23 protein-coding genes and 1 other annotated feature are annotated in these 21,792 nt (G+C 42.3%); of the genes, 2 read left to right on the forward strand and 21 right to left on the reverse strand.

What is annotated here, in order from left to right; genetic code table 11:
- Position 1: 1 nt before the first annotated feature.
- From QM968_RS03730 to typA, 9 genes are all read right to left on the reverse strand, one after another.
- A complete protein-coding gene (locus QM968_RS03730) occupies positions 2-631 on the reverse strand; it encodes a cell division protein SepF (protein WP_414382354.1) in 630 nt (209 codons plus the stop codon).
- Positions 632-640: 9 nt separating this feature from the next.
- Positions 641-1,309: a YggS family pyridoxal phosphate-dependent enzyme gene (locus tag QM968_RS03735; RefSeq protein WP_009732398.1), complete on the reverse strand. Its 669-nt coding sequence runs from the start codon at positions 1,307-1,309 to the stop codon at positions 641-643.
- A 2-nt stretch (positions 1,310-1,311) separates the two neighbouring features.
- A complete protein-coding gene (gene ftsZ, locus QM968_RS03740) occupies positions 1,312-2,577 on the reverse strand; it encodes a cell division protein FtsZ (RefSeq protein ID WP_414382357.1) in 1,266 nt (421 codons plus the stop codon).
- Positions 2,578-2,592: 15 nt separating this feature from the next.
- Positions 2,593-3,981, reverse strand: a complete 1,389-nt coding sequence (gene ftsA, locus QM968_RS03745; RefSeq protein WP_009732396.1) for a cell division protein FtsA — start codon at positions 3,979-3,981, stop codon at positions 2,593-2,595.
- Between the two features lie 133 nt (positions 3,982-4,114).
- Positions 4,115-5,338, reverse strand: coding sequence for a cell division protein FtsQ/DivIB (locus QM968_RS03750; protein ID WP_414382360.1), 1,224 nt, complete (start codon positions 5,336-5,338; stop codon positions 4,115-4,117).
- A complete protein-coding gene (locus QM968_RS03755) occupies positions 5,331-6,404 on the reverse strand; it encodes a UDP-N-acetylglucosamine--N-acetylmuramyl-(pentapeptide) pyrophosphoryl-undecaprenol N-acetylglucosamine transferase (protein WP_414325049.1) in 1,074 nt (357 codons plus the stop codon). The genes QM968_RS03750 and QM968_RS03755 overlap by 8 nt, the downstream gene beginning before the upstream one ends.
- A gap of 1 nt (position 6,405) precedes the next feature.
- Entirely contained in the window at positions 6,406-7,755 is a 1,350-nt protein-coding gene (gene murD, locus QM968_RS03760; RefSeq protein WP_414382363.1) for a UDP-N-acetylmuramoyl-L-alanine--D-glutamate ligase, read from the reverse strand.
- 90 nt (positions 7,756-7,845) lie between these two features.
- Complete coding sequence (locus QM968_RS03765; protein ID WP_009732392.1) at positions 7,846-8,094, reverse strand: DUF3165 family protein; 249 nt, start codon at positions 8,092-8,094, stop codon at positions 7,846-7,848.
- A 23-nt stretch (positions 8,095-8,117) separates the two neighbouring features.
- The gene (gene typA / locus QM968_RS03770; RefSeq protein ID WP_414382365.1) at positions 8,118-9,965 is read right to left on the reverse strand and encodes a translational GTPase TypA; all 1,848 of its coding nucleotides are present in this window, start codon (positions 9,963-9,965) and stop codon (positions 8,118-8,120) included.
- Positions 9,966-10,143: 178 nt separating this feature from the next.
- On the opposite strand from typA, the gene QM968_RS03775 reads away from it, so the two are divergent.
- On the forward strand, positions 10,144-10,869 hold the full coding sequence (locus QM968_RS03775) for a 16S rRNA pseudouridine(516) synthase (RefSeq protein WP_414382368.1): 726 nt from the start codon (positions 10,144-10,146) through the stop codon (positions 10,867-10,869).
- Between the two features lie 182 nt (positions 10,870-11,051).
- Here QM968_RS03775 and QM968_RS03780 read toward each other — a convergent pair whose 3' ends face one another.
- Both QM968_RS03780 and QM968_RS03785 read right to left on the reverse strand, forming a co-directional pair.
- Positions 11,052-11,435, reverse strand: a complete 384-nt coding sequence (locus tag QM968_RS03780; protein ID WP_009732389.1) for a rhodanese-like domain-containing protein — start codon at positions 11,433-11,435, stop codon at positions 11,052-11,054.
- Positions 11,435-11,653 carry a YqgQ family protein gene (locus QM968_RS03785; RefSeq protein WP_037614205.1) on the reverse strand — a complete coding sequence of 73 codons (219 nt, stop codon included), beginning with the start codon at positions 11,651-11,653 and terminating at the stop codon, positions 11,435-11,437. The genes QM968_RS03780 and QM968_RS03785 overlap by 1 nt, the downstream gene beginning before the upstream one ends.
- Before the next feature lie 87 nt (positions 11,654-11,740).
- Between QM968_RS03785 and QM968_RS03790 the strand changes: the two genes are divergently transcribed.
- Positions 11,741-12,397 carry a prepilin peptidase gene (locus QM968_RS03790; protein WP_414382374.1) on the forward strand — a complete coding sequence of 219 codons (657 nt, stop codon included), beginning with the start codon at positions 11,741-11,743 and terminating at the stop codon, positions 12,395-12,397.
- Positions 12,398-12,407: 10 nt separating this feature from the next.
- On the opposite strand, the gene trpB is transcribed toward QM968_RS03790, so the two are convergent.
- The 10 genes from trpB to ccdA2 form a co-directional block, all read right to left on the reverse strand.
- Entirely contained in the window at positions 12,408-13,595 is a 1,188-nt protein-coding gene (gene trpB / locus QM968_RS03795; protein ID WP_009732386.1) for a tryptophan synthase subunit beta, read from the reverse strand.
- Positions 13,596-13,719: 124 nt separating this feature from the next.
- Positions 13,720-13,955 (reverse strand) — a binding site (T-box leader).
- Between the two features lie 67 nt (positions 13,956-14,022).
- Positions 14,023-14,550: a VanZ family protein gene (locus QM968_RS03800; protein WP_414382377.1), complete on the reverse strand. Its 528-nt coding sequence runs from the start codon at positions 14,548-14,550 to the stop codon at positions 14,023-14,025.
- Positions 14,537-15,625 (reverse strand): 23S rRNA (adenine(2503)-C(2))-methyltransferase RlmN, encoded by a 1,089-nt coding sequence (rlmN, locus tag QM968_RS03805; RefSeq protein ID WP_009732384.1) that lies wholly within the window; start codon positions 15,623-15,625, stop codon positions 14,537-14,539. The genes QM968_RS03800 and rlmN overlap by 14 nt, the downstream gene beginning before the upstream one ends.
- A gap of 6 nt (positions 15,626-15,631) precedes the next feature.
- Positions 15,632-16,207: a YutD family protein gene (locus QM968_RS03810; RefSeq protein ID WP_414382380.1), complete on the reverse strand. Its 576-nt coding sequence runs from the start codon at positions 16,205-16,207 to the stop codon at positions 15,632-15,634.
- Between the two features lie 147 nt (positions 16,208-16,354).
- On the reverse strand, positions 16,355-18,067 hold the full coding sequence (locus QM968_RS03815; protein ID WP_414382382.1) for a cache domain-containing sensor histidine kinase: 1,713 nt from the start codon (positions 18,065-18,067) through the stop codon (positions 16,355-16,357).
- Positions 18,064-18,798 carry a response regulator transcription factor gene (locus QM968_RS03820; RefSeq protein WP_414382385.1) on the reverse strand — a complete coding sequence of 245 codons (735 nt, stop codon included), beginning with the start codon at positions 18,796-18,798 and terminating at the stop codon, positions 18,064-18,066. Before QM968_RS03820 ends, QM968_RS03815 begins: the two co-directional genes overlap by 4 nt.
- Positions 18,799-18,856: 58 nt before the next feature.
- A complete protein-coding gene (gene msrB / locus QM968_RS03825) occupies positions 18,857-19,978 on the reverse strand; it encodes a peptide-methionine (R)-S-oxide reductase MsrB (protein WP_009732380.1) in 1,122 nt (373 codons plus the stop codon).
- 11 nt (positions 19,979-19,989) lie between these two features.
- Complete coding sequence (locus QM968_RS03830; RefSeq protein ID WP_414382479.1) at positions 19,990-20,550, reverse strand: redoxin family protein; 561 nt, start codon at positions 20,548-20,550, stop codon at positions 19,990-19,992.
- Between the two features lie 56 nt (positions 20,551-20,606).
- Positions 20,607-20,930, reverse strand: coding sequence for a hypothetical protein (locus tag QM968_RS03835; RefSeq protein ID WP_414382389.1), 324 nt, complete (start codon positions 20,928-20,930; stop codon positions 20,607-20,609).
- 26 nt (positions 20,931-20,956) lie between these two features.
- Complete coding sequence (gene ccdA2, locus QM968_RS03840; protein ID WP_414382391.1) at positions 20,957-21,667, reverse strand: thiol-disulfide oxidoreductase-associated membrane protein CcdA2; 711 nt, start codon at positions 21,665-21,667, stop codon at positions 20,957-20,959.
- Between the last annotated feature and the right edge of the window lie 125 nt (positions 21,668-21,792).

Genomic DNA, 21,792 nt, shown 5'->3' on the forward strand with positions numbered 1-21,792 from the left:
CTTAACGATTGCGTTTCATATCATAATCAAATTCTGTCACTTCCACATCATTTGGAAGGCGAATATCTTCAACATTAACGACCACGTTAATTGGAGTCAACAAGTACATGGTACTTGCAACACGACGAAGATTTCCTGCTAAAACATAACGAGCACCATCCAAATAATCCAAACAACGACGTGCTTGTACTTCTGTCATATATTGGAAATCAATCAAGATACTCTCATTAGATAGTAATAGATCAACAATTTCAGTCGCTTCCTCGTATTTGCGGGGATAGCGAACATCGATCGTAATCTTTTCATCAGTATTAGCACGCTTAGCAGCCAATTCACGTTGGCGTTCATGCAAGCGAGTAATATTTTCAGATGTATTTTTCGTTGTTGAAACAGGTTCCTTCACAGCTACTGTTGATACAGGAGTTGTAACAGGTGCAACAGGAGTTGATTTTGGTTTTACTGGTTCTTTTTGACTAAGCTGTGGACGTGGAGAAGTCACTTGAGGAGTCGGTTGAGGCTGTGGAACTGGTTGCGTTTCCGCCCCAGCTGCTTTTGCCTCCCGAACTTCTACTTCTTCACCGTCTTCTGTGAAGTAGTCAATAAAGTTGTTAAATTTATCTTTTAATGACATAGTTCTTTCCTATTTAAAAAATGATGTCCCAATTCTAACAAAAGTCGCTCCGTTCGCAATGGCTACTTCAAAGTCACGACTCATACCCATACTTAGTTCTGAAAAAGGCATATTTTTTAATTGTTTCTTTTCTAGTTGTTTCTGAAGTTGGTGAGTTTTTGAAAAAATATCTTGCAACTCTTCTTGACTAGCCTCAAAAGGAGCCATCGTCATTAAACCAACAATTTCAATTTTGTCCAGCTGTGCGATTTCCGCTAAAACATCATCCAGTTCATCGGGTGCAAATCCATGTTTACTTTCTTCACCAGAAATATTCACCTGGAGGAAACACTTGATTGGGTGCTCTGCTCGCTTTTGAATTTCTTGAGCTAGCTTCACCGAATCCAAGGCATGAAAATAATCAACGAGATTAATCACATCTTTTACTTTCCGTCGTTGGAGGCTCCCAATCAAGTGCCAAGTGAGATTGTACTCTTTTAGAGCTTGATACTTTTCTAGGAATTTATCAACACGATTTTCACCGATATCTTGAATACCTGTTTTGACCAATGCTTCTGTTGTTGCAACATCCACATATTTGGTGACAGCTATCACATTGACTTGATCTTGGCGGTGTGCTTTGTTTCTTGCTGTTTCTACTTGTTGCCGTACAAGATCAGCATTCTGTTCCAGATTCATGATTAACGATTCCGGAAGAATGGAGGTGTTTCCAATTCATCATCATCTGAAGATGAGTCTACATAACGATCAACTTGATGTGTTGATGTTGGTTCAGTTTGGCGAACGATATTCTCTCGACGAATATCCCAATCACCAAAGGCTGAACCACGGTTTGGTTCTACCGCTGGACGACTTGGAGTTGTTGGCAATTCAACATCTTGTTTCAGATCAAATTCACGGTCAAATGGTGCAGCTTGTGGACGTTGTTCACGAGGTCCTGTTTTATAAGGACGATGTGAAGAAGCAATACCGCTAACACGTTCTACTTTATCTTGACGGACACCTGTTGCAACAACGGTTACGCGGATTTCATCTTTAAGGGTTTCATCGATAGAGGTACCCAACCAGATGTTCACTCCGTGACCTGCAGCTTGGTTCACAATTTCTGAAGCTTCTTCAGCTTCGATCAAGGTCATATCCAAACCACCAGTAACGTTGACAATCACATCTTCTGCACCGTCGATGGTTGTTTCAAGAAGTGGAGAGTAAATAGCCTTACGAGCCGCTTCAATCACACGCTCTTCTCCGCTACCAACACCGATACCCATAAGGGCATTTCCTTTGTTTTCCATCACAGTCTTCACGTCTGCGAAGTCAAGGTTGATCAAGCCTGGGCTTGTGATCAAGTCAGTGATCCCTTGAACACCTTGACGAAGAACGTTATCTGCTTCACTCAAAGCTTCAAGAAGTGGTGTCTTCTTGTCCACAATTTCAAGCAAGTTGTTGTTAGAAATAATCAACAAAGTATCCACATGCTCGCGAAGTTCATTGATCCCTTCAATTGCGTAGTTTCCTCGTTTGGAACCTTCAAACCCAAATGGACGAGTCACAACGGCTACTGTCAAAGCACCAACTGCTTTAGCAATGCGAGCAATAACTGGTGCAGCACCTGTACCAGATCCTCCACCCATTCCTGCAGTGATGAAGACCATATCTGCACCTTGCAAAGCTTCCGTTAAAACTTCTTCGCTTTCTTCTGCTGCCTTACGACCAACTTCAGGTTGACCTCCGGCACCCAATCCACGAGTCAATTTTGGACCCAATTGGATAACTGTTTCAGCTTTTGCACTTGAAAGTGCTTGAACATCTGTATTGGCAGCGATGAATTCTACACCGGCTACCCCTTCGTCAATCATACGATTGATGGCGTTACCGCCACCACCACCGACACCGATTACTTTAATAATTGCACCTTGTGCCGCTGCTGTGTCAAATGAAAATGTCATAAATACTTACACTCCTTAATCAAACATATTACCGATCAAATTTTTCATTCGGTCTGTGAATGTAGTTTTGGGTTCTTGTTTCTGATCATTGCTTGCTACTGGAATTTCTTGAGCATCTACTGGAGATTCAATCTTCTCAGCATTGTACGCAGGTACTACCGGTTGTGCTGGAGCAGCAGGTTGTGGTTGTACTTGTGGTTGCACTGGACGATCAAATTGAATCGGTTGTTGACGCAAGACTTCGTCTCCATGAACCGCAGCTTGAGCAATAATATCCACATCTGTCAAATTGCCTGCATATTCAGACAAACTAATCACATGGGCAAAAGCTGGATTGCGAATTCCAATTTGATTTGGAACAAACAATTTCACATTTACACCAAAGACTTCTTGAGCCAATTCTTCAACACCCGGAAGGATCGCACCTCCACCGATAATGACAATACCACCAGGAAGATCTAATAAATGTCTTCTCTCAAGATCTTGCTTGATTTGCTCAAAGATGTGTTTGATACGTGCTGAAATGATTTCAGCTAAGTACTTCTCAGTCACTTCAACTGGCTCTACTTCACCAATGACTTCTACATGGAATACTTCGTTTCCAGCAGATGGCACATAGGCTTCTCCGTAGTTGAACTTCAATCCTTCTGCCAATTTTTGAGAAGTCTTCAATACTTTAGAAATATCTTTGGTAACGTAATCGCCACCTTCTTGGTAGATATTTGTAAATTGAAGTTCTTGGCTACGAACAGATGCTACTGTTGTTTGGCCACCACCCATATCAATCACAGTTGCTCCGAATTCACGTTCGCCTTCGTTCAAGACTGTTTTGATCATAGCAAGTGGGGAAATGATGATGTTTTCAACTTGTAAACCTGCACGTTCAACCGTTTTACGCAAATTGTGCAAGATTGTACGAGGTCCTGTGTAAAGAAGACCACGCATTTCAAGTCGGATTCCCATCATTCCACGTGGATCGCGAATTCCTTGGAAACCATCTACTGTGAATTCTTCAGGAATAAAGGTGATCACTTCACGATCTGGTGTCATACTTTTTGTAAGAGCAGATTTGACAACATTTTCAACATCTGCATCTGTGATTTCTTTCGAATCACTTGTGACTGGAATCATTCCTTGAGTTGCTTCAATTTGTAGTAAGTTTGCAGGCAACCCAACATTGACTAGATTGATTGAAATCCCTGCTTTTTCTTCAGCTTGGCTGATTGCATTTTTAATTGCATTTGAAGCAGCTTCGATATCTACTATAATTCCATCTTTGACGCCAGCACTTTTTGCATTGCTGACTCCAATTACATTCATTTCTCCATTGACATGTTCTGCCACCAATACTTTTATTGAACTAGTACCGATATCTAAACCTGTAAAAAAGCCGTCTCTAGCCATTACACCAGTCCTCTCTCTTTTTTTGTTTTCACTTTACATCTATTTATAGCCCTTTTAGTTGGAACTATCCAAACTTCATTATAACACAAAGAAGCCTAAAATGGATATTTTTTCTACAATTATTTGAGATAATTTATGGGGTTTCCACATTTCCAGAAGAATTTTCTCCCTCTGTATTCTGTTCTACATTCTGCTCTTGGGCCGCTTCCTCAGAATGCTCAGCTTGATTTTCTGTACTTTCAGCCTTTTCTTTTTCAGCTTGCTCTTTGGCATCTGCAATGGATTGTTCACTATAGCTGAAAACTCCAGCTTCCATATCGATCGTTGAATCATCGTCCAATTGCTTACTGATTGTCTTATAGTAAGGCAACTTACGGGTAATTTGGGAAACCGGAACCAAGATTTTATTATCATTTTTCATGGTAATGGTTATCAGATCTTTCGTGACCTTGCTCGGTGTCAAATCAACCGATACAATTTTATCCTTAATCGAAGACGAAATGGATTTCATTTGTTGAACAAACTGTCTAACCAATTCCCGATCTGAAAATTTCAAACTGATATAAGAGGATGGTAATTCTGAAGCAGGTGTTACTGCCTCTACTACTTCCCCATTTTCCAATACTGGATAGTGATCTTCTCCCGTCACATAATAGGCCACCACTTTGTGTTCTGTCACATTGACTTTAAAGGTCACAGGGAATTGATAATGCATGTGAACCTCTTTGATCCATGGACTAGTTGTTTTCATATTCTGTTCATAGACCGACTTATGAAGGAAGGTCGTAAGAGTATAATCTTCTTCTTTGATGCGACTTTTTTCATACAATTTTTGCTGGTCAACAGCTTTGTTCCCTGAAAATTCAATCACTTTCTGTGTAGACAAGGGACTTAGAAAATAGATCGAGACTAGAGCTACGATTGAGCTGATCCCGATAACAGGAAGAGCACGATAGAGATGCCGTTTTGCAACCGTAGGTTCCTTCTTCGGTTTATTCCTTTTCAAACGATTGAAAAAGGAAGTCTTTTTCCCCTGCTCTTCTGGAATATCTAGGTCCTCTACAGCCGAATCAGGCATTTCAGCATCTGAACCTTCTGATTCAGAACCTTCTGATGCTGGCCCTGTTTCAGGCTCAGATTCAATTTCCACATCTGATTCTTCTAGATCATCCTCTGTCGCGGAATCCACATCTTGCTCTAAAAGTTCTGCAACTTCTTCGCTTTCCAGCTCTTCTGTTTCAGCCTCCTCGACTTTTTCTAGGGCTTTTTTTTCTAAATATTCTTTGTTTCTTTTTTGCCAGGCTGACAATTCTGTAATCTTGTCTTCCTTGGGTGTTTTTTTATTGTCCTCAGTCATTTTTTCCCTTACTGATATCCTTTTGAAGCAGGCCATAAAAATCGTCCAGTGACAAGAGTTCTGTCGATTTTTCCATCGCTTGATGGTAGACTTGACTCTGCTTCAACATTTCTTGAATGGTTTCGTTAAAGGTCTTAAGTGTTAATTGATCTTCTTGCAGTTGTTCTGCATAGCCTTTATCCACAAAATATTGGGCATTTTCAAGCTGATCTCCACGGCTGGCTCCTTTTCCTAGCGGTACAATCAAATGGAGTTTATTCATGGCCAAGAGTTCAAATAGGGTATTGGCTCCGCCTCTTGTCACCACTAAATCCGCCTTTTGGAGCATTGGTAAGTACTGATCGGTTACATAATCCACTCGATACAGACCCCCTTCTGCTTGATTCAAAGTAGGATCTCCCGTCAAATTAATGATATTGTAGTGCTGTAAAAGCTCTGCTTGATGTTCTGTCACAAATTCATTGAAGACACGCGCACCTGCTGATCCTCCAACAAATAGAAGGGTTGGTAACTCTTGCCGGAATCCTTTTGTTTTCTCATCCAGTAGATCCGAAGTTGCCGGCTTCTGATCTGTAACCTTAGTGACCGCACCGATATGCGCACTCTTTGTTAAACCATGAGCTTGCTCAAAAGTCGTGTACATCTTGGTAGCGAATTTATAGGCTATTTTATTGGCCAATCCCATAGAAAGATCGGACTCATGGATATAGACAGGAACACGCGTGAGTCGGGCTGCGATCACTGGTGGAACCGAGACAAATCCCCCTTTGGAGAAGAGAACTTGTGGACGCACACGAAGCAGGATTGCTATGGACTGGAGCGTTCCCCAAGCCACCTTGAACACATCCATCATATTTTGGAAAGAGAAATAGCGGCGCAATTTCCCCGTTGCAATTGAATGGAAGCGCACGTCTAAGCCAGACTTCTTGATTTCTTGGTACTCAATTCCTTTTTTGTCGCCTATGTAATGGACTTCCCAACCATCTTCGATAAATTTTGGAATCAAGAGGAGATTAAGGGTCACATGGCCCACTGTTCCTCCGCCTGTAAACATTATTTTTTTCATCTTATTTAAACCCTTTTACTGTAGCAAGGAATTCATCCCCACGCACTTCAAAATTCGGATACATATCCCAGCTGGCGTTGGCAGGACTTAATAGGACAACATCTCCAGGACTGGCCAACTCGAAGGCCTTCTTTGTCGCATCTGCCACATCTGCTGCATCGACATAAGGGACGCCTGCTTTATCGGCTGCGCGTTTCACTCGAGGAGCTGATTCCCCTAGAATCACCATTTCTTTTAGACCAGCAATGTGAGGCACTAAGTCATCGAACTCATTGCCACGATCGAGCCCTCCTGCAATCAAGATAACCTTGCTGTTATCAAAACCAGAAAGAGCTTTTTGTGTGGCTAAACTATTGGTCGATTTACTATCATTGTAGAATTTAACACCTTGAATTTCATCCACATATTGAAGACGGTGTTTGACACCCCCAAAGGCTGACAAGGTTTCTTTAATGACTTCATTCTCCACTCCACGGACTTTTGCAACAGCAATCGTTGCCAAGGCATTCTCTACATTGTGACTACCTGGAACGCCGATCTCATCCGCGCGCATAACAACTTCTCCCTTAAACTTGAGAAGTCCATCTTCCAAATAGGCCCCATCCACTTTTTCGACCGTTGAAAATGGAAGGACCCTTGCCTTGGTTTTTGTAGCAAGTTCCTTGGCCAGGTCCTGGTTGAAGTTCAAGACAATGACATCTTTTTCTGTCATATTCTTTTGAAGATTCCATTTGGCAGCTACATAATGTTCGAAAGAACCATGATAGTCGATATGGGTTGGCATGAGGTTGGTAATCACTGCAATCTCCGGATGGAAAACTTCAATCCCCATCAATTGGAAAGAAGACAATTCCATGACCAAGACTTCCTTTTCTGTCGCTGTTTGTGCAACTTGACTAGCTGGAAAACCAATATTTCCAGACAATAGACCGCCTTGTCCGGCAGCTGTCAAGACTTCACCGATCATGGTTGTCGTCGTCGTTTTTCCATTTGATCCTGTAATCCCAATGATCGGCGCATCTGAAACCAAGTAAGCTAATTCCACTTCAGTAAGGACTGGGATGCCTTTTTCCAGCGCTTTTTCAACCATCGGGTTTGAATAAGGAATACCTGGATTCTTGACCATAAGCGCAAAGTCTTCATCCAACAACTCCAGAGGGTGGCCTCCTGTCACGACTTTAATTCCTTCTTCTAGTAAACTTTGAGCTGCTGGGTTTTCTTCAAAGGGTTTGCCATCATTGACGGTCACAATCGCTCCTAGCTGATCCAACAAACGGGCTGCTGACTCACCCGATTTGGCCAAACCTAATACAAGAACCTTTTTATTTTCAAATTGTTTCACAAATTTCATATTTTTGTCGCTCCATTTTTATCACCCTCTATTTTACCTTTTTTTAGCAAAATTAAAAAGCCCAAAGGGCTTTAAAAATCACGTCACTGTTTATTTTTTCTGTTTGGTTGTCATTCTGGAAATATCTACCAAAGCCAGATAGCCAACAAAGGCCAGAAAGGCGCCGACAAAAAACTCAGACGGTAGTTGGAAGATCTGAAAAATGGCCAGACAAGTTAAAACAATAATTGAGACGATCAAGACCACCATGGTGACACTGTTCAAGGTGCCACGAATACTTTTTGGGGTCATAAAAAGGTAAAAAAGGAGAATCAAAATCCCTAAGATAAAATAGACCATTTTGTTTCTCCTTTCTTTTCGTATTATTCAGCTGCAGCTGATTTTTTCTTTTTATTTGCTTTTTCGCGTTCTGCTTTATTCAAAATTTGTTTACGCAAACGGATGGATTCTGGTGTTACTTCCATATACTCATCGTCGTTCAAGAACTCAAGAGATTCTTCCAAAGTCAAGATACGAGGAGTCTTGATAACCGCTGTTTGGTCTTTGGTCGCTGAACGAACGTTGGTCATTTGTTTCGCTTTCGTGATGTTCACCGTCAAGTCATTCTCACGAGAGTTTTCCCCAATGATCATTCCTTCGTAAACTTCTGTACCTGGGTTGACAAAGATGGTACCACGTTCTTCGATGGACATGATAGAGTATGTGGTTGCTTTCCCGTTATCGATCGAAACAAGAGCACCACGGTGACGACCACCGATTTCACCTGGAATCACTGGCAAGTATTGGTCGAAGGTGTGGTTCATGATTCCGTAACCACGTGTCATTGACAAGAACTCTGTTGAGTAGCCAATCAAACCACGCGCTGGAACAAGGAAGACTAAACGAGTTTGACCATTTCCAGTAGCTACCATATCCAACATTTCACCTTTACGTTCAGAAAGGCTTTGGATAACAGATCCTTGGTATTCTTCTGGTGTATCGATTTGCACGCGCTCAAATGGTTCACATTTGACACCATCGATTTCCTTGATGATAACTTCTGGACGAGATACTTGCAATTCGTACCCTTCACGACGCATAGTTTCGATTAGGATAGACAAGTGCAATTCCCCACGTCCTGAAACCGTCCATTTATCTGGTGAATCTGTTGGGTCAACACGAAGAGATACGTCTGTTTGCAATTCCGCTTGCAAGCGTTCTTCAACTTTACGAGAGGTCACCCATTTTCCTTCGCGACCAGCAAATGGTGAGTTGTTGACCAAGAAGGTCATTTGAAGCGTTGGTTCATCGATGTGAAGGATTGGAAGAGCTTCAACTGCATCTGTCGGTGTGATCGTTTCTCCAACGAAGATATCTTCCATACCAGAAATAGCGATCAAGTCACCCGCTTTAGCTTCTTGAATTTCACGTCGTTCCAAGCCAAAGAAACCAAAGAGTTTGGTAACACGGAAGTTCTTAGTCGTTCCATCCAATTTAGAAAGGGTTACTTGGTCCCCGACTTTTACAGTACCACGGAAGATACGTCCGATACCAATACGACCTACAAAGTCATTGTAGTCAAGAAGAGACACTTGGAATTGAAGGGGTTCATCTGAGTTATCAACTGGAGCAGGAATGTGGTCGATAATGGTATCAAAGATCGGTGCCATGGTTTTTTCTTGATCTGCTGGATCATCTGAAAGTGAAGAGGTTCCATTGATCGCAGATGCATAAACAACCGGGAAATCAAGCTGGTCATCATCCGCACCAAGCTCGATAAAGAGTTCCAAGACTTCATCCACTACTTCTGCTGGACGAGCAGATGGCTTGTCGATTTTATTCACCACAACGATTGGAACCAAATCTTGTTCCAAGGCTTTTTTCAATACGAAACGAGTCTGTGGCATGGTTCCTTCGTAGGCATCTACGACTAAAACAACACCATCGACCATTTTCATGATCCGTTCCACTTCTCCACCGAAGTCCGCGTGTCCTGGAGTATCCATGATATTGATGCGAGTTCCGTCATAAGCAACGGCGGTATTCTTCGCAAGGATCGTAATTCCGCGCTCTTTTTCAATATCGTTTGAGTCCATTGCACGTTCTTGCAATTCTTTGCGTTCATCCAAGGTATGCGATTGTTTCAACAATTCGTCTACCAAGGTTGTTTTTCCGTGGTCAACGTGGGCAATGATCGCAACGTTACGAATATCTTCTCTTAATTTTGTCATGATTTCCTCTATATAATTTTAAATAATATTTCTAACTGAACAATTATACCACAGTCCCGTTTAAAAAACACAGTTCAGCTAGTTGTAAATGTTTTCATCCTCATTTCTTTTCTCCGACTCGATTTCCTTTTCTTTTCATGATACACTGATGATAAGAATTTCAGAAAAAGAGGCTCCCATGAGATTAGATCAATTGATGGCAGACCATCAGTACGCTCGCAAAGACATCAAACAACTTCTGGCCCGAAGGCAAATCTTGGTCGATCACCTACCAGCTAAAAAACTGTCACAAAACATCGACCCTGGACTCCAAGAGATTCAAATAGGGGAACGGCTCATTCAGGAACCGCGTCACCACTACTACATGCTCCATAAACCAATCGGGGCAGTGACTGCCAAAAGAGATGCCCACCATCCAACGGTGATCGAACTAGTAGATCCCCAACAAGAGTACCCAGATCTTTATCCGCTTGGTCGCCTCGATCGCGATACCAGTGGCTTGCTCCTGATCACAGATAATGGTCCTTTAGGTTTTCAACTGCTCCATCCTCAATACCATGTGGAGAAAGTCTATGAGGTAGAAGTCAACGGTCCACTCCTTACAACTCACATTGAGCAATTTCAGGACGGCATTACCTTCACAGACGGCCCCATCTGCAAACCTGCTTCCTTAACTATCCTAGAGAGTCGTTCCAACTACAGCAAGGCCCAAGTCCAAATCTCAGAAGGAAAATACCACCAAGTGAAAAAAATGTTCTTAGCCATCGGGGTCAAAGTGATGACCTTAAAACGCTTGTCTTTTGGTCCTTTCACCTTGGATCCTCAGTTAGCTCCTGGTGAAAGTCGACTTCTTAATGACATTGAACTTGCTTGGATCAAAGACTACCTTGAAAAAACGAGATAAAAGAGGCTAGGACAAAAGTCCTAGCCTCTTAATTGTTTTTGGATTGTCGAATAAGACGCAGTGGTTGAGTGGGCTCTACTACGCTGGTTTCATCAGCTTTTATAGCCCTACTCAACTTTTCGGAGGTGGGACGACGAAATCGAATTCTAACGAATTACCGATTTCTGTTCCACTCTCTTTTATTAAGCGTCTTTTTTCACTTTTCCGTTCCAAGAGTCAAGACCATAAGACAAGACATAGATGTCTGTATAGCCCTGTTTCTTAAGATAGAGAGCTGCGTTGGTCACACGAGAACTCCGACTATTCTCATAAAGCAAAATCGGTTTGTCCTTGCGCAAGGCAGCAAGACTCAACTTCAACTGAGTAGAAGGAATGTTGCGCGCTCCTAAAATATGCTTAGCATGAAACTCAGCTGGCTCTCGCAGGTCAATCAACTGCCCTTGACGAATGAGCTCTTCAAACTCTGCATTGTCCACAAATTTGGCAGCTTTACGGATGCGGAAATAATTAAAGGCCATCCATCCAAACAATCCTAAAACAACCAACCAAAAAATGATATTTCCCATTACTCTACCTCACTCTTTTTCAAAAATTCTAATTCTTGCTTGTGCTCTCTTCTTAAAACAGTTTCAGCTTCTATATAATCGAGCCGTTCCATCAGGCCAGCATCATAAAGACGTTGAAGCTCAATTTTCATCAATTCGATGTCATAGAGGCGCTTCCCCACATAAATGATGATTCCAAAACGTTTTAAAAATTGTTGAACATCATACAGGTTTTTCATGTTCATTATTGTATCAAATTTAGAAAGGCTTTACAAGATTTTCAAGTAAATGAGGAAATTTTTCGATTGGTTTACGAATAAATAAGTATGATCAACTTTTATTTTTTTACCATTGGTACTTGCATCGCCTCTTTTTTGGGACTAGTTGTCGATCGCTTTCCCAACCAATCCATCCTCGCCCCTCGCAGTCATTGCGACCATTGTCAGCATGTCCTTGGAATTTGGGACCTCATCCCTATCATCTCACAACTCATCCACCGTTTTCGTTGTCGCTATTGTCATCAGACCTATCCTGTTTGGTACTGCATTTTTGAGGTCTGGAGCGGTCTTCTCTTTTTAGCCTGTGCCAACAGCCACCTTTCTCTGTCTCAACTTCTAACACTACTGGGGGCTGCTATCTTAGGCATATACGACCTTCGTTTTCTGGAATACCCCGTGGTCATCTGGTGCTGCCTCCATGCCCTGGTTCTCCTTTTCTCAGGTGGCAATCTCCTCATGCTAGTCTTTTTACTCCTTGCGCTAGGGGCTCACTTTTTCTTTATCGGAATGGGGGCAGGGGATTTTCTCTTACTAGCCACCTTTTCGCTGACCTTTTCCCCAAGCAAGATCCTCTTTCTCATTCAGATCGCATCTATCTTAGGGATCCTCGTTTTTGCCCTCAAAAAAGAAAGAGACCGGATTCCCTTTGTTCCCTGTCTCTTTCTCAGTTATCATGCTTTACTGCTTTATACAATGTTTTGCTGATAGGTTCTTCTTATTTTGCAGCTTTCGCTTCTAGATAATCTGCAATAGCAGCTACGTCCTTATCCCCACGTCCTGAAACATTAATGATGATGATCTTGTCTTTATCCAGTTTTGGAGCACGTTTAACCGCTTCTGCAATCGCGTGTGAGCTTTCGATAGCTGGGAGGATCCCTTCTGTCTTACTGAGAAGAAGAAGGGCTTGAACTGCTTCATCATCTGTCGCTGCTACGTATTCAACACGACCAGAGTCTTTAAAGAAGGCATGCTCTGGACCAACCCCTGGGTAGTCCAAACCAGCAGAGATTGAGTACACTGGCGCTACTTTTCCATCTTCTCCAAAGACAGCATAGGTCTTCATGCCATCGACAACTCCAACTGTCCCCTTGGTCATGGTCGCTGCGTGCTGATCAGTATCCAAACCATGACCTGCCGCTTCAACACCGACCAATTTGACTTCTTCATCACCTACATATTGGGAGAAGGCACCGATGGCATTGGATCCCCCACCGACACAGGCAATGACATAGTCTGGCAAACGACCTTCTTTTTCCAAGATTTGACGTTTAGACTCTTCACTAATCACCTTTTGGAATTCATGCACAATGGTTGGGTAAGGGTGAGGGCCAACAGCAGAACCCAAAACGTAAAAGGCATCGAGATCCGCCATCCATGCTCCAAAAGCAGCATCAACAGCGTCTTTCAAGGTCCTAGTACCTGTTTCAACCGCATGGACGGTTGCCCCCATCATTTCCATACGGAAGACATTGAGACGTTGGCGTTCCACATCTTCTGCTCCCATGTAAACATCACAGGCCATACCAAATTTAGCTGCTGCAGCTGCTGTAGCCACACCGTGTTGACCGGCTCCTGTTTCAGCAATCACGCGCGTTTTGCCCATACGTTTGGCCAAGAGGATTTGCCCCAAGACGTTATTCAATTTATGAGAACCTAGGTGATTCAAGTCTTCGCGCTTCAAATAAATTTTCGCCCCACCTAAATGATCTGTCAAACTTTCCGCAAAGTAGAGCGGTGTTTCCCGTCCAGAATAATCTTTCAGATAATGTTTGTATTCTGTGATAAATTCTGGGTCATTTTTATACTGTTCAAAGGTTGCCTCTAATTGATCAAGCAAGTTTTGAATAGGTTCTGGTACGAAAGATCCACCAAATTGTCCGAAATATCCTTTTGTGTCTGTCATGATTGTGTCCTCTTTTCTATCTCTTCAATTCTGTTTATGATCTTTTTTCTCTCTCGCTGGTCCTTGGAGCTGCAGTCTCACTGGATTCCTTTGAGATACAAAAAAACTCACACAGAAAAATCTGTGTGAGGACGATTCGATACCGCGGTGCCACCTCCATTGTAGGAAGATAGTCTTTCTCCTACATCTCTGACCTGTCTAACAACAGGGTGCACGATAAGGTGTGCTCACCGAATTTTTATTGTTTCAAATTCATCATCATAAACGCATCAGCCCATTTCAAGATTCACCACTGCTTGTTCACAATCACCACAAGCTCCCTGGAAGTGAGAAAAATCCCTACTTTTCTGATGTCTTGAAGCTATTATAGCTCCCGCTTCTGACTTTGTCAACAAAAATTTCAAAAAGACACTAAAATGTTCGGATTTTATATTTTTCCATCTTCTGCTAGTAATCGTGCTCGGAGATACTGAAAGACTAGATAAGCCAGGTAAGCCCCTAAGGTATTGGTCCACAAATCATCTAGCTCGAAGACACGATTGGCATCAAACAAGAGGTCTAACAGAACTTGGCTGCATTCAATCCATAGACTTAGACCAAAGCCAAAGAGTAAAACCCGGTTGCGACTCCTCAACCTGGGCCATAACCAGAGGAGTTGAAAGACCAGCGGGCTTAACAAAAAGATATTGGCTACGTTTTGGAGAATGACCTTAATGAGTTGGATGAGACTGGTAATCTGGCCAAGATTCATCACCGAATTAAGAGGAACCAGCAAGACGACGATGCGACCGAAATGTTGAATCCCCGGTGTTTCCATACCTGGCTCTGGCTGTTGGGGCAAAAAACACATCAGACACAAGAGGATAAAATAGAAGAAGCTGCTACTCCGTAACAGCTTTCTTCCTCTTTTTGTTAGTTCTGTATGATCCATCAGCCCTTGTTTAAGGTTGCGCATGTTGAACAATTGCTTTCTCCCGATCCCGTTTCATGGTATTTGAACGCAATTGGCCACAGGCAGCATCAATATCTGTACCGTGCTCTTGACGGACTACACAATTGACACCATGCTTTTTCAAGGTATCATAGAATGCCATGACCCGTTCTTTTGGACTCCGGCTGTATTGGTCATGCTCACTGACAGGATTGTAAGGAATCAAGTTAACATAAGACAATTTCTTGATATTCTTGAGCAATTCTGCCAACTCTAAGGCTTGCTCAACCCCATCATTGACTTCATTCAACATGATGTACTCAAAGGTCACCCGACGGTTCGTAGTCTCGATATAGTATTCAATCGCTGCAAACAATTTTTCAATTGGGAAAGCCCGGTTGATCTTCATGATGCTAGAGCGCAAGTCATTGTTTGGTGCATGAAGAGACACTGCCAAATTGACCTGCACACCTTCATTTGCAAAGTCACGAATTTTATGAGCCAAACCAGAAGTTGATACGGTAATATGACGAGCACCAATCGCTAATCCCTTGTCATCGTTGACCGTCCGGATAAATTTCAAGACATTGTTATAGTTGTCAAATGGTTCTCCGATCCCCATGACAACGATATGGCTGACCCGCTCATCTTGGCCTCGTTCATCAAAGTATTTTTGAACCAACATGATTTGAGACACAATTTCACCATTATTCAAATCGCGTTGTTTCTTGATCAAACCAGAAGCACAGAAGGTACAACCGATATTGCATCCTACTTGAGTCGTTACACAGACAGATAAACCATAGTGCTGACGCATCAAGACAGTCTCAATCAACATCCCGTCTGGCAATTCAAAGAGGTATTTGACTGTTCCGTCTGCTGACTCTTGCACGATTCGTTGCTTAAGTGGGTTGACGACGAACTGATCATTTAACTTCGCAATTAAGTCTTTGGATAGGTTGGTCATTTCTTCAAAGGACTGGACGCGTTTGCGATAGAGCCATTCCCAGATTTGTGTTGCACGGAATTTCTTTTCGCCATTTTCTTCCGCCCAATCAATCATATCTTGGCGTGTTAAACTATAAATGGATGGTTTCATTCTTTTTTACTCCTCTTTTTGTCGAATCACAAAATGACGTTTGTTGTCCGCCTTCGTTGCCTTTTTAGTCTCAGCAGATGATCTTGTTTTTTTCGAGTTTTTCGCCGGCTGTCCCTTTTCGCGTTCTCGTTTTTGGAAACGATCTTTTTGTTTGCGATTGCGTGAACGCTTTTTAGGTTCCCTTGCCTCTGATTGAGCCTTTTTGACCGGTGATTTCTTATCAAAAGAAGCACGATGAGGCTCCTTATTTTCAAGGACAAAATAAGCACACCCATAGCTACAATACTCTAACAAATAATCGTCTAAGCGACTTAATTTGTCCATCGTTGCAACATCGCGATCTTCCTTATAGAAGCCACGCAAGCGCAACTGCTCATTGCTCCAATCACCAACAATGTAATCAAACTTGGTTAAAATTTCAGAAAATCGCTGACCAAAAACAGTCGCATCAAAAGCTTCCTTCTCATTTTTCAAGAGCTCAAAGGAGAGGTTTTCTGAACGGATTTGGTCTCCTACCTGATGAAAGACAGGTCCAGGAAATTTATTGTAATTATATAATTCAGGGGCAATCTCTTTTCGCATAGTGTTCCTTCATCAAAATCTATTTACTGTAACACTTTATTTTATCATAAATTTGATGACTTGCGTTAGATTTGACTAGAAAAGAGTTGAAATTCAACATTGAGAGTTTCCAAAAGGAAAAAGAGACAAAGAAAGCAATCTTTGTCTCTATACATGTTCATCAGATGATGAAAGGGGCAAAAAAAGAGTAATTTTGGTATAGCTATTGGCCTTAGAATCAATCTCCATATGATAGGCTTCGCCAAATTGAAGATGCAATCGTTGGTCCACATTGTTCAAGCCAACACCTCCTAAACAAAGAAGGGTTTGGTCTGTTGAATCTGATCGGTCAAACCCTCGTCCATTGTCAAAAATCGATACGCAGGCGTAGTCTCCACTGACTTCAGTCGTCACTCGAATGAGACCTGGCCGATCGATCTCTTTAATGCCATGGTAAATCGCATTTTCCACTAAGGGCTGGAGCACCAATTTGGGGAGCTGATAGTCGCCCAACCGTTCATCTTCTAGAATTTCATAGTTGAGCTTTTCACCATAACGTTGCTTCTGAATGAAAAGATACTGGCGGACATGGTCAATTTCATCTCTCAGTAGGATTTGTTCCTGGCCTTGGTTGAGAGCCAGTCGAAAATATTGAGCCAGAGACTTAGTGATGTCGACCACGCGCCGACTATCATTAAACTCCGCCATCCAGACAATCGTATCCAAGGTATTATAGAGGAAGTGCGGATTAATCTGAGCCGAAAGTGCCCGTAACTCATAACGCCGCGCGTTTTGCTCCTCTTCCTTAACCTGTTGCATGAGGTTATCGATTTGGTCCAACATGGCATTAAAAGCTTGAGCGAGGTCCACCAATTCTGGAGATCCTTTGGCCGCAGCTCTCACGTGAGCATCTCCTGCTCCAATCCTCAAAATGATAGTCTGAAGGTCTCGTAAGGGTTTGATCCACAAACGCAGAACAAAGCCGATCCCTATTAAACACATGATCAAAGCTAGTAATCCTAGGCCAATAAAAGAGTACAGGAGCTGCGACTGAAGCATCTGAAGTCCTTCAAGTGAAGCCACTCCAATCAAGGTCCAATCACTATTTGGAATCGGAACTTGATAGATAAAATTCTGCCCTCCTTTTGCATAGCCATCTGTCACAGCAATATAGGGCTGCATGGCCTGCATCTCTTGGCTGGAGGAATAGACCGCTTTTTTAGGATGGTAGACAAACTCGTGCTTTTGATTAATGATAAAACTAAAGCCTTGTTTCCCTAGCTGCAGGTGATCCAAATAAGCCTGTAAGCTATCGTAGCCAATATCCAAGCGTACTACTCCGAGATTTTGACCAGTCTGATCGACTACTTCTTGGGTAATAGAAACCACCCATTTTTCTTTTTCCGAGGTCAAGGATTCCTTTCGAGCTGGCGTCAAAACTGGCATGGCTCTTTCCTTAATCGCCTCTTGATACCAGCTTTCATTCATCATGTCTGATGAAGTCTGCATGCTGATTTTGGAATCTGTCGCTACCAGACGTCCATCCTTGGTCACCAAGACCGCAGAGACCAAGTCCGGATCCGTTTCAATCATCGTTCGCATCAAGTGCTGAACCGTTTCTTGATCCGCACTCTTATCTTGGGCAAATTGTTGAACAGCCTGTTCCTTGCTAAGCACTGTTGTGGTCTGCTTTAATTTTTTTAGATAAGACGTAATAAACTGACTACTTTGGTCGATACTATTTCTTGTCGTCCGCTCCGTTAGCTGGCGGATCGTCCCTGAACTCGTTTGATAGTAAAGGCTACCGATGAGACCAAAAAGTAAGAGAATGAAGAGAAAAAAATAGAGGACCAGCTGAATCAGCAAGGGATATCGTTTCATTCATGCTCTCCTTTTTTGTACTGCCTTGGCGTCACCCCAACAACCTGCTTAAAGCGTTGAGAAAAATAGTTCATATCTTCAAAACCAACCTGATCGGCGATCTCATAAATCTTTAAATCTGTCGTGAGAAGCAAGAGGCGAGCCTTCTTCATTCGCTCTTGGATGAGGTATTCTTGGAAGGGGAGTCCCAATTTTTTCTTGATCAATACACTTAGATAAGAGGGACTGAAACCAAGTTGATAGGCCAAATCCTTCAGGGTTAACTGGGAATCTGCTAAACGAGCATGAATAGCTTCTTCTAAGTCTGTCGAATAACCATGACTGACCAAATCTTCGACTTGTGCCTTTTTTCGCTCTTGATCGAGTTTTCCTTTCACCTTTGCTAACATCTCTTCAATATCATCTTTTGAAAAAGGCTTCAGCAAATAATCATCTGCACCTAACTTGATGGCTTTTCTCGCAAACTCAAAGTCATCATAACCTGTCAAAAAAATGATATGACAAGACGGAGACTGCTCTTTGACGAGATGGGCTAAATCCAAGCCATTCATTTGTGGCATATTGATATCGGTTAGAAGGATATCGGCTGGTCGATCTTGAAACTTCTCCCAGGCCTCACGGCCATTTTCTGCCTGGTTGATGACGGTCATCCCAAACTGTTCATAATTCACTAGAGAAGTAAGTCCCTGCCGAACTAGCTCTTCGTCTTCTACAATCATGATTGAATACATGTGTTTCACCTACTTACCTTTATTATGCTCATTATATCAAAGTAGGTCGCAAAAAGTCTCAGACATAGTCCAACAAATAGCCGTAGCCCTTTTCCACCATCTCTGCTTTAGGGATGAATTTGATTGACAAGCTATTGATGCAGTAACGAAGGCCACCTTTTTCCTTAGGTCCATCAGTAAAGACGTGGCCTAGATGGGAATTTCCTACTCGACTCCGAACCTCTGTCCGAGTCATATTGAAACTCTTATCTTCCTTGTAGGTTGCCACATCCGGACTGATCGGTCGGCTAAAGCTTGGCCAACCACAACCAGAATCAAATTTATCTTTTGAGGAGAAGAGAGGCTCTCCTGTTACGACATCCACATAGATGCCCGCTTCAAACTTATCCCAATAGCGGTTAGAAAAAGCACGCTCTGTATCATTCTCTTGCGTCACTGCATATTCTTCGGGCGATAACTTCTTCTTGATCTCTTCATCGCTCGGTTTTGGATAGCGACTAGCGTCAATAACCGGATAAGAAGCTTGATTCACATCAATGTGACAATAGCCATTCGGATGTTTCTGTAGATAGTCCTGATGGTAGTCTTCAGCCTTGATGAAATTGGTCAGTGGCTCTTTTTCCACTGCTAACGGTTTGTCGTATTTTTTTGATACCTCTTCAAAGACTTGGTTAATAGTTGGAAGATCCCCTTGAGAGACATAATAGACACCTGTTCGGTATTGAGTCCCTTGATCGTTTCCTTGACGATTCTTCGACGTTGGGTCGATAATCCGGAAATAATGCAGGAGCAATTCTTTCAGAGATACCTGCTTGACATTGTAAGTGATGTGAACTGTTTCAGCATGGCCTGTTTGAGGGACTAATTCATACTTGGTCGTTTCTCCCTTTCCATTGGCATAGCCTGATACGGCATCAATCACACCTGGGACACGGGAGAAATATTCCTCTACGCCCCAGAAGCAACCACCAGCCAAATAAATTTCACGCTGATCCTTTGGATCAACCTTTTCATTTGTTTCCTTTTTGGCTACTGGAGTCTGACTCATCGATGCTTTTTTAATCATCTCAGTGCTTATTTCTGATTGATCCATTCCGTTTGCTCCCTTACTATAGAAAAAGAAACCAATAGATAATAAGCCAATGAGAAGGATAGCAAACACTTTCCATTTTGTTTCCATTGTCTATCTCCTTACTGCATGTTTTCTAGGGTCTTGAGGATATCCTCTTTATTCATATAGCCAATATGACTCTTCGATAACGTCCCATCACTATTGATAAAGAGTGCCGATGGATAAGACCGAATCCCATACTCTTTTAACAGCTCCCCTTTACTATCCAGCAAGACTGGGAAATCCTTGTAATCCAAAGACTGGTACCAGTTTTTGAAATCTGCTTCCGATTTTTCACCATTAAAAGTTGGAGCTACAACGGATAAGACCACATAATCCTTACCCTCCTCTGCCTTTGCTAAATCATTTGTGTCGCCTAATGTTGAAAGACAGATTGAGCACCAGGAAGCCCAAAATTTGAGGTAAACTTTCTTCCCTTTGTAATCGGATAATCGGTAGGTCTTACCATCCACTCCTTGCAGGCTAACATCCTTCACTTTCTTGCCAGATGGTTGCCTAGCCCCAGCCTTGGCTGTTTGTTGGCTCATGTCTTTATTGGAAGTGGCCATTCCTTGGCTTGAACAAGCGCCTAAAAGTCCAGTACACAAGAATCCTGCAGCTACTAAAGCTAATTTTTTCATCATTATCACCTCTTTAAACAAGGAGAAAGTCATCCTCAGATGACCTCTCCCTTCTTTCATTCCTTGTCTGACTTCATATCAGATGATCCACTCTTTTCATCTTTCATTTCTGAATCGCTGGATTTCATCTCATCTTTTTTCATATCGTCCTTCATTTCAGAACTACTGTCAGACACCATAGATGAATCTTTCATGTCTTCTTTTTTCATTTTATCATCGGACATGGATGAATCCTTCATGTCATCCTTCTTCATATCGTCCTTCTTCATCATACTACTATCGTCCGTTTTTTTCATGTCTGAATCTGATTTCTGTCCAGAACAAGCTGCTAAAGTGACGATGCTAAGTGTAGCAATGGTAAGTGTAAGAATTTTTTTCATGATTTTTCTCCTTTAATCCCTTAAGATTAGTGAAACAAAGATGCGAGGCTATTAAGATTTCCTAGCATCAGCAAGATACCCATCAAGATGATGAGGGCACCACCAATTTTTTTCAAGGTTCCCATATGGGGCTTGAGTTTAGCAAAATGTTGTAGAACCCAGCTAGAAGCTAGAGCCAAGACTAAGAAGGGTAGCGCCAAGCCTAATGTATAGACCAGCATCAGGAGAGCGCCTTGTAAAGCCCCATCTCCTCCAGAAGCTGCAATGGCTAAAACAGAGCTCAAAACTGGTCCGACACAAGGGGTCCAACCAAAACTGAAGGTGACCCCTATCAGAAAAGCATTGAAGAATTCATTGCGTTTTTCGTCCTTCTTCAGTTGGATACTCTTTTGTTTTTGGAGTTGCTGAAGATTGATGAGGCCCATCTGATGGATTCCCAATAAGATGACAATCCCTCCTAGCAGATAGCGAAACCATGGAGCATAAAGTACCTGGCCAAGGGCCCCTGCACCATAACCTAGGATGAGAAATACGGTTGATAGACCAGCAATAAAACAGAGGGTCTTGACCAAACCATACCAAGAAATATCTCTTCCAAAAATACGCACCGTTTTTTCATGCTCAGAATCTAATAAGATCCCTACATAGACTGGCATCAGTGGCAAAATACACGGGGAGAAAAAGGATAGAACTCCCGCTAAAAATACTGAAATGGAAAACAAACTGTTTTGAATCATTTCACTACCTCCCTTTCTTTCTGATACCAGTATAAAGAAAAAATCCCTCTAAAAATAGAGAGATTGATAAGCAAAAACTTGAATTTGATTAGAAGGTGAATCTTCCTATCTGCCAACTCTACCTC

It is taken from the genome of Streptococcus sp. OMI870 (genome assembly GCF_047460295.1).
In the GTDB taxonomy this organism is placed as follows: domain Bacteria; phylum Bacillota; class Bacilli; order Lactobacillales; family Streptococcaceae; genus Streptococcus.

What these genes read in the sequence shown, in the direction of transcription:
- QM968_RS03750 (WP_414382360.1), bottom strand. Translation starts at nt 5,338, where the DNA reads ATGACTGAGGACAATAAAAAAACACCCAAGGAAGACAAGATTACAGAA.
- QM968_RS03735 (WP_009732398.1), bottom strand. Translation starts at nt 1,309, where the DNA reads ATGAATCTGGAACAGAATGCTGATCTTGTACGGCAACAAGTAGAAACA.
- ccdA2 (WP_414382391.1), bottom strand. Translation starts at nt 21,667, where the DNA reads ATGATTCAAAACAGTTTGTTTTCCATTTCAGTATTTTTAGCGGGAGTT.
- QM968_RS03780 (WP_009732389.1), bottom strand. Translation starts at nt 11,435, where the DNA reads ATGGGAAATATCATTTTTTGGTTGGTTGTTTTAGGATTGTTTGGATGG.
- QM968_RS03820 (WP_414382385.1), bottom strand. Translation starts at nt 18,798, where the DNA reads ATGTATTCAATCATGATTGTAGAAGACGAAGAGCTAGTTCGGCAGGGA.
- QM968_RS03755 (WP_414325049.1), bottom strand. Translation starts at nt 6,404, where the DNA reads ATGAAAAAAATAATGTTTACAGGCGGAGGAACAGTGGGCCATGTGACC.
- msrB (WP_009732380.1), bottom strand. Translation starts at nt 19,978, where the DNA reads ATGGAAACAAAATGGAAAGTGTTTGCTATCCTTCTCATTGGCTTATTA.
- QM968_RS03765 (WP_009732392.1), bottom strand. Translation starts at nt 8,094, where the DNA reads ATGGTCTATTTTATCTTAGGGATTTTGATTCTCCTTTTTTACCTTTTT.
- QM968_RS03730 (WP_414382354.1), bottom strand. Translation starts at nt 631, where the DNA reads ATGTCATTAAAAGATAAATTTAACAACTTTATTGACTACTTCACAGAA.
- QM968_RS03775 (WP_414382368.1), top strand. Translation starts at nt 10,144, where the DNA reads ATGAGATTAGATCAATTGATGGCAGACCATCAGTACGCTCGCAAAGAC.
- QM968_RS03800 (WP_414382377.1), bottom strand. Translation starts at nt 14,550, where the DNA reads ATGCGCAACCTTAAACAAGGGCTGATGGATCATACAGAACTAACAAAA.
- trpB (WP_009732386.1), bottom strand. Translation starts at nt 13,595, where the DNA reads ATGACAGACACAAAAGGATATTTCGGACAATTTGGTGGATCTTTCGTA.
- typA (WP_414382365.1), bottom strand. Translation starts at nt 9,965, where the DNA reads ATGACAAAATTAAGAGAAGATATTCGTAACGTTGCGATCATTGCCCAC.
- ftsZ (WP_414382357.1), bottom strand. Translation starts at nt 2,577, where the DNA reads ATGACATTTTCATTTGACACAGCAGCGGCACAAGGTGCAATTATTAAA.
- murD (WP_414382363.1), bottom strand. Translation starts at nt 7,755, where the DNA reads ATGAAATTTGTGAAACAATTTGAAAATAAAAAGGTTCTTGTATTAGGT.
- QM968_RS03785 (WP_037614205.1), bottom strand. Translation starts at nt 11,653, where the DNA reads ATGAAAAACCTGTATGATGTTCAACAATTTTTAAAACGTTTTGGAATC.
- rlmN (WP_009732384.1), bottom strand. Translation starts at nt 15,625, where the DNA reads ATGAAACCATCCATTTATAGTTTAACACGCCAAGATATGATTGATTGG.
- QM968_RS03810 (WP_414382380.1), bottom strand. Translation starts at nt 16,207, where the DNA reads ATGCGAAAAGAGATTGCCCCTGAATTATATAATTACAATAAATTTCCT.
- QM968_RS03815 (WP_414382382.1), bottom strand. Translation starts at nt 18,067, where the DNA reads ATGAAACGATATCCCTTGCTGATTCAGCTGGTCCTCTATTTTTTTCTC.
- QM968_RS03790 (WP_414382374.1), top strand. Translation starts at nt 11,741, where the DNA reads ATGATCAACTTTTATTTTTTTACCATTGGTACTTGCATCGCCTCTTTT.
- ftsA (WP_009732396.1), bottom strand. Translation starts at nt 3,981, where the DNA reads ATGGCTAGAGACGGCTTTTTTACAGGTTTAGATATCGGTACTAGTTCA.
- QM968_RS03830 (WP_414382479.1), bottom strand. Translation starts at nt 20,550, where the DNA reads ATGAAAAAATTAGCTTTAGTAGCTGCAGGATTCTTGTGTACTGGACTT.
- QM968_RS03835 (WP_414382389.1), bottom strand. Translation starts at nt 20,930, where the DNA reads ATGAAAAAAATTCTTACACTTACCATTGCTACACTTAGCATCGTCACT.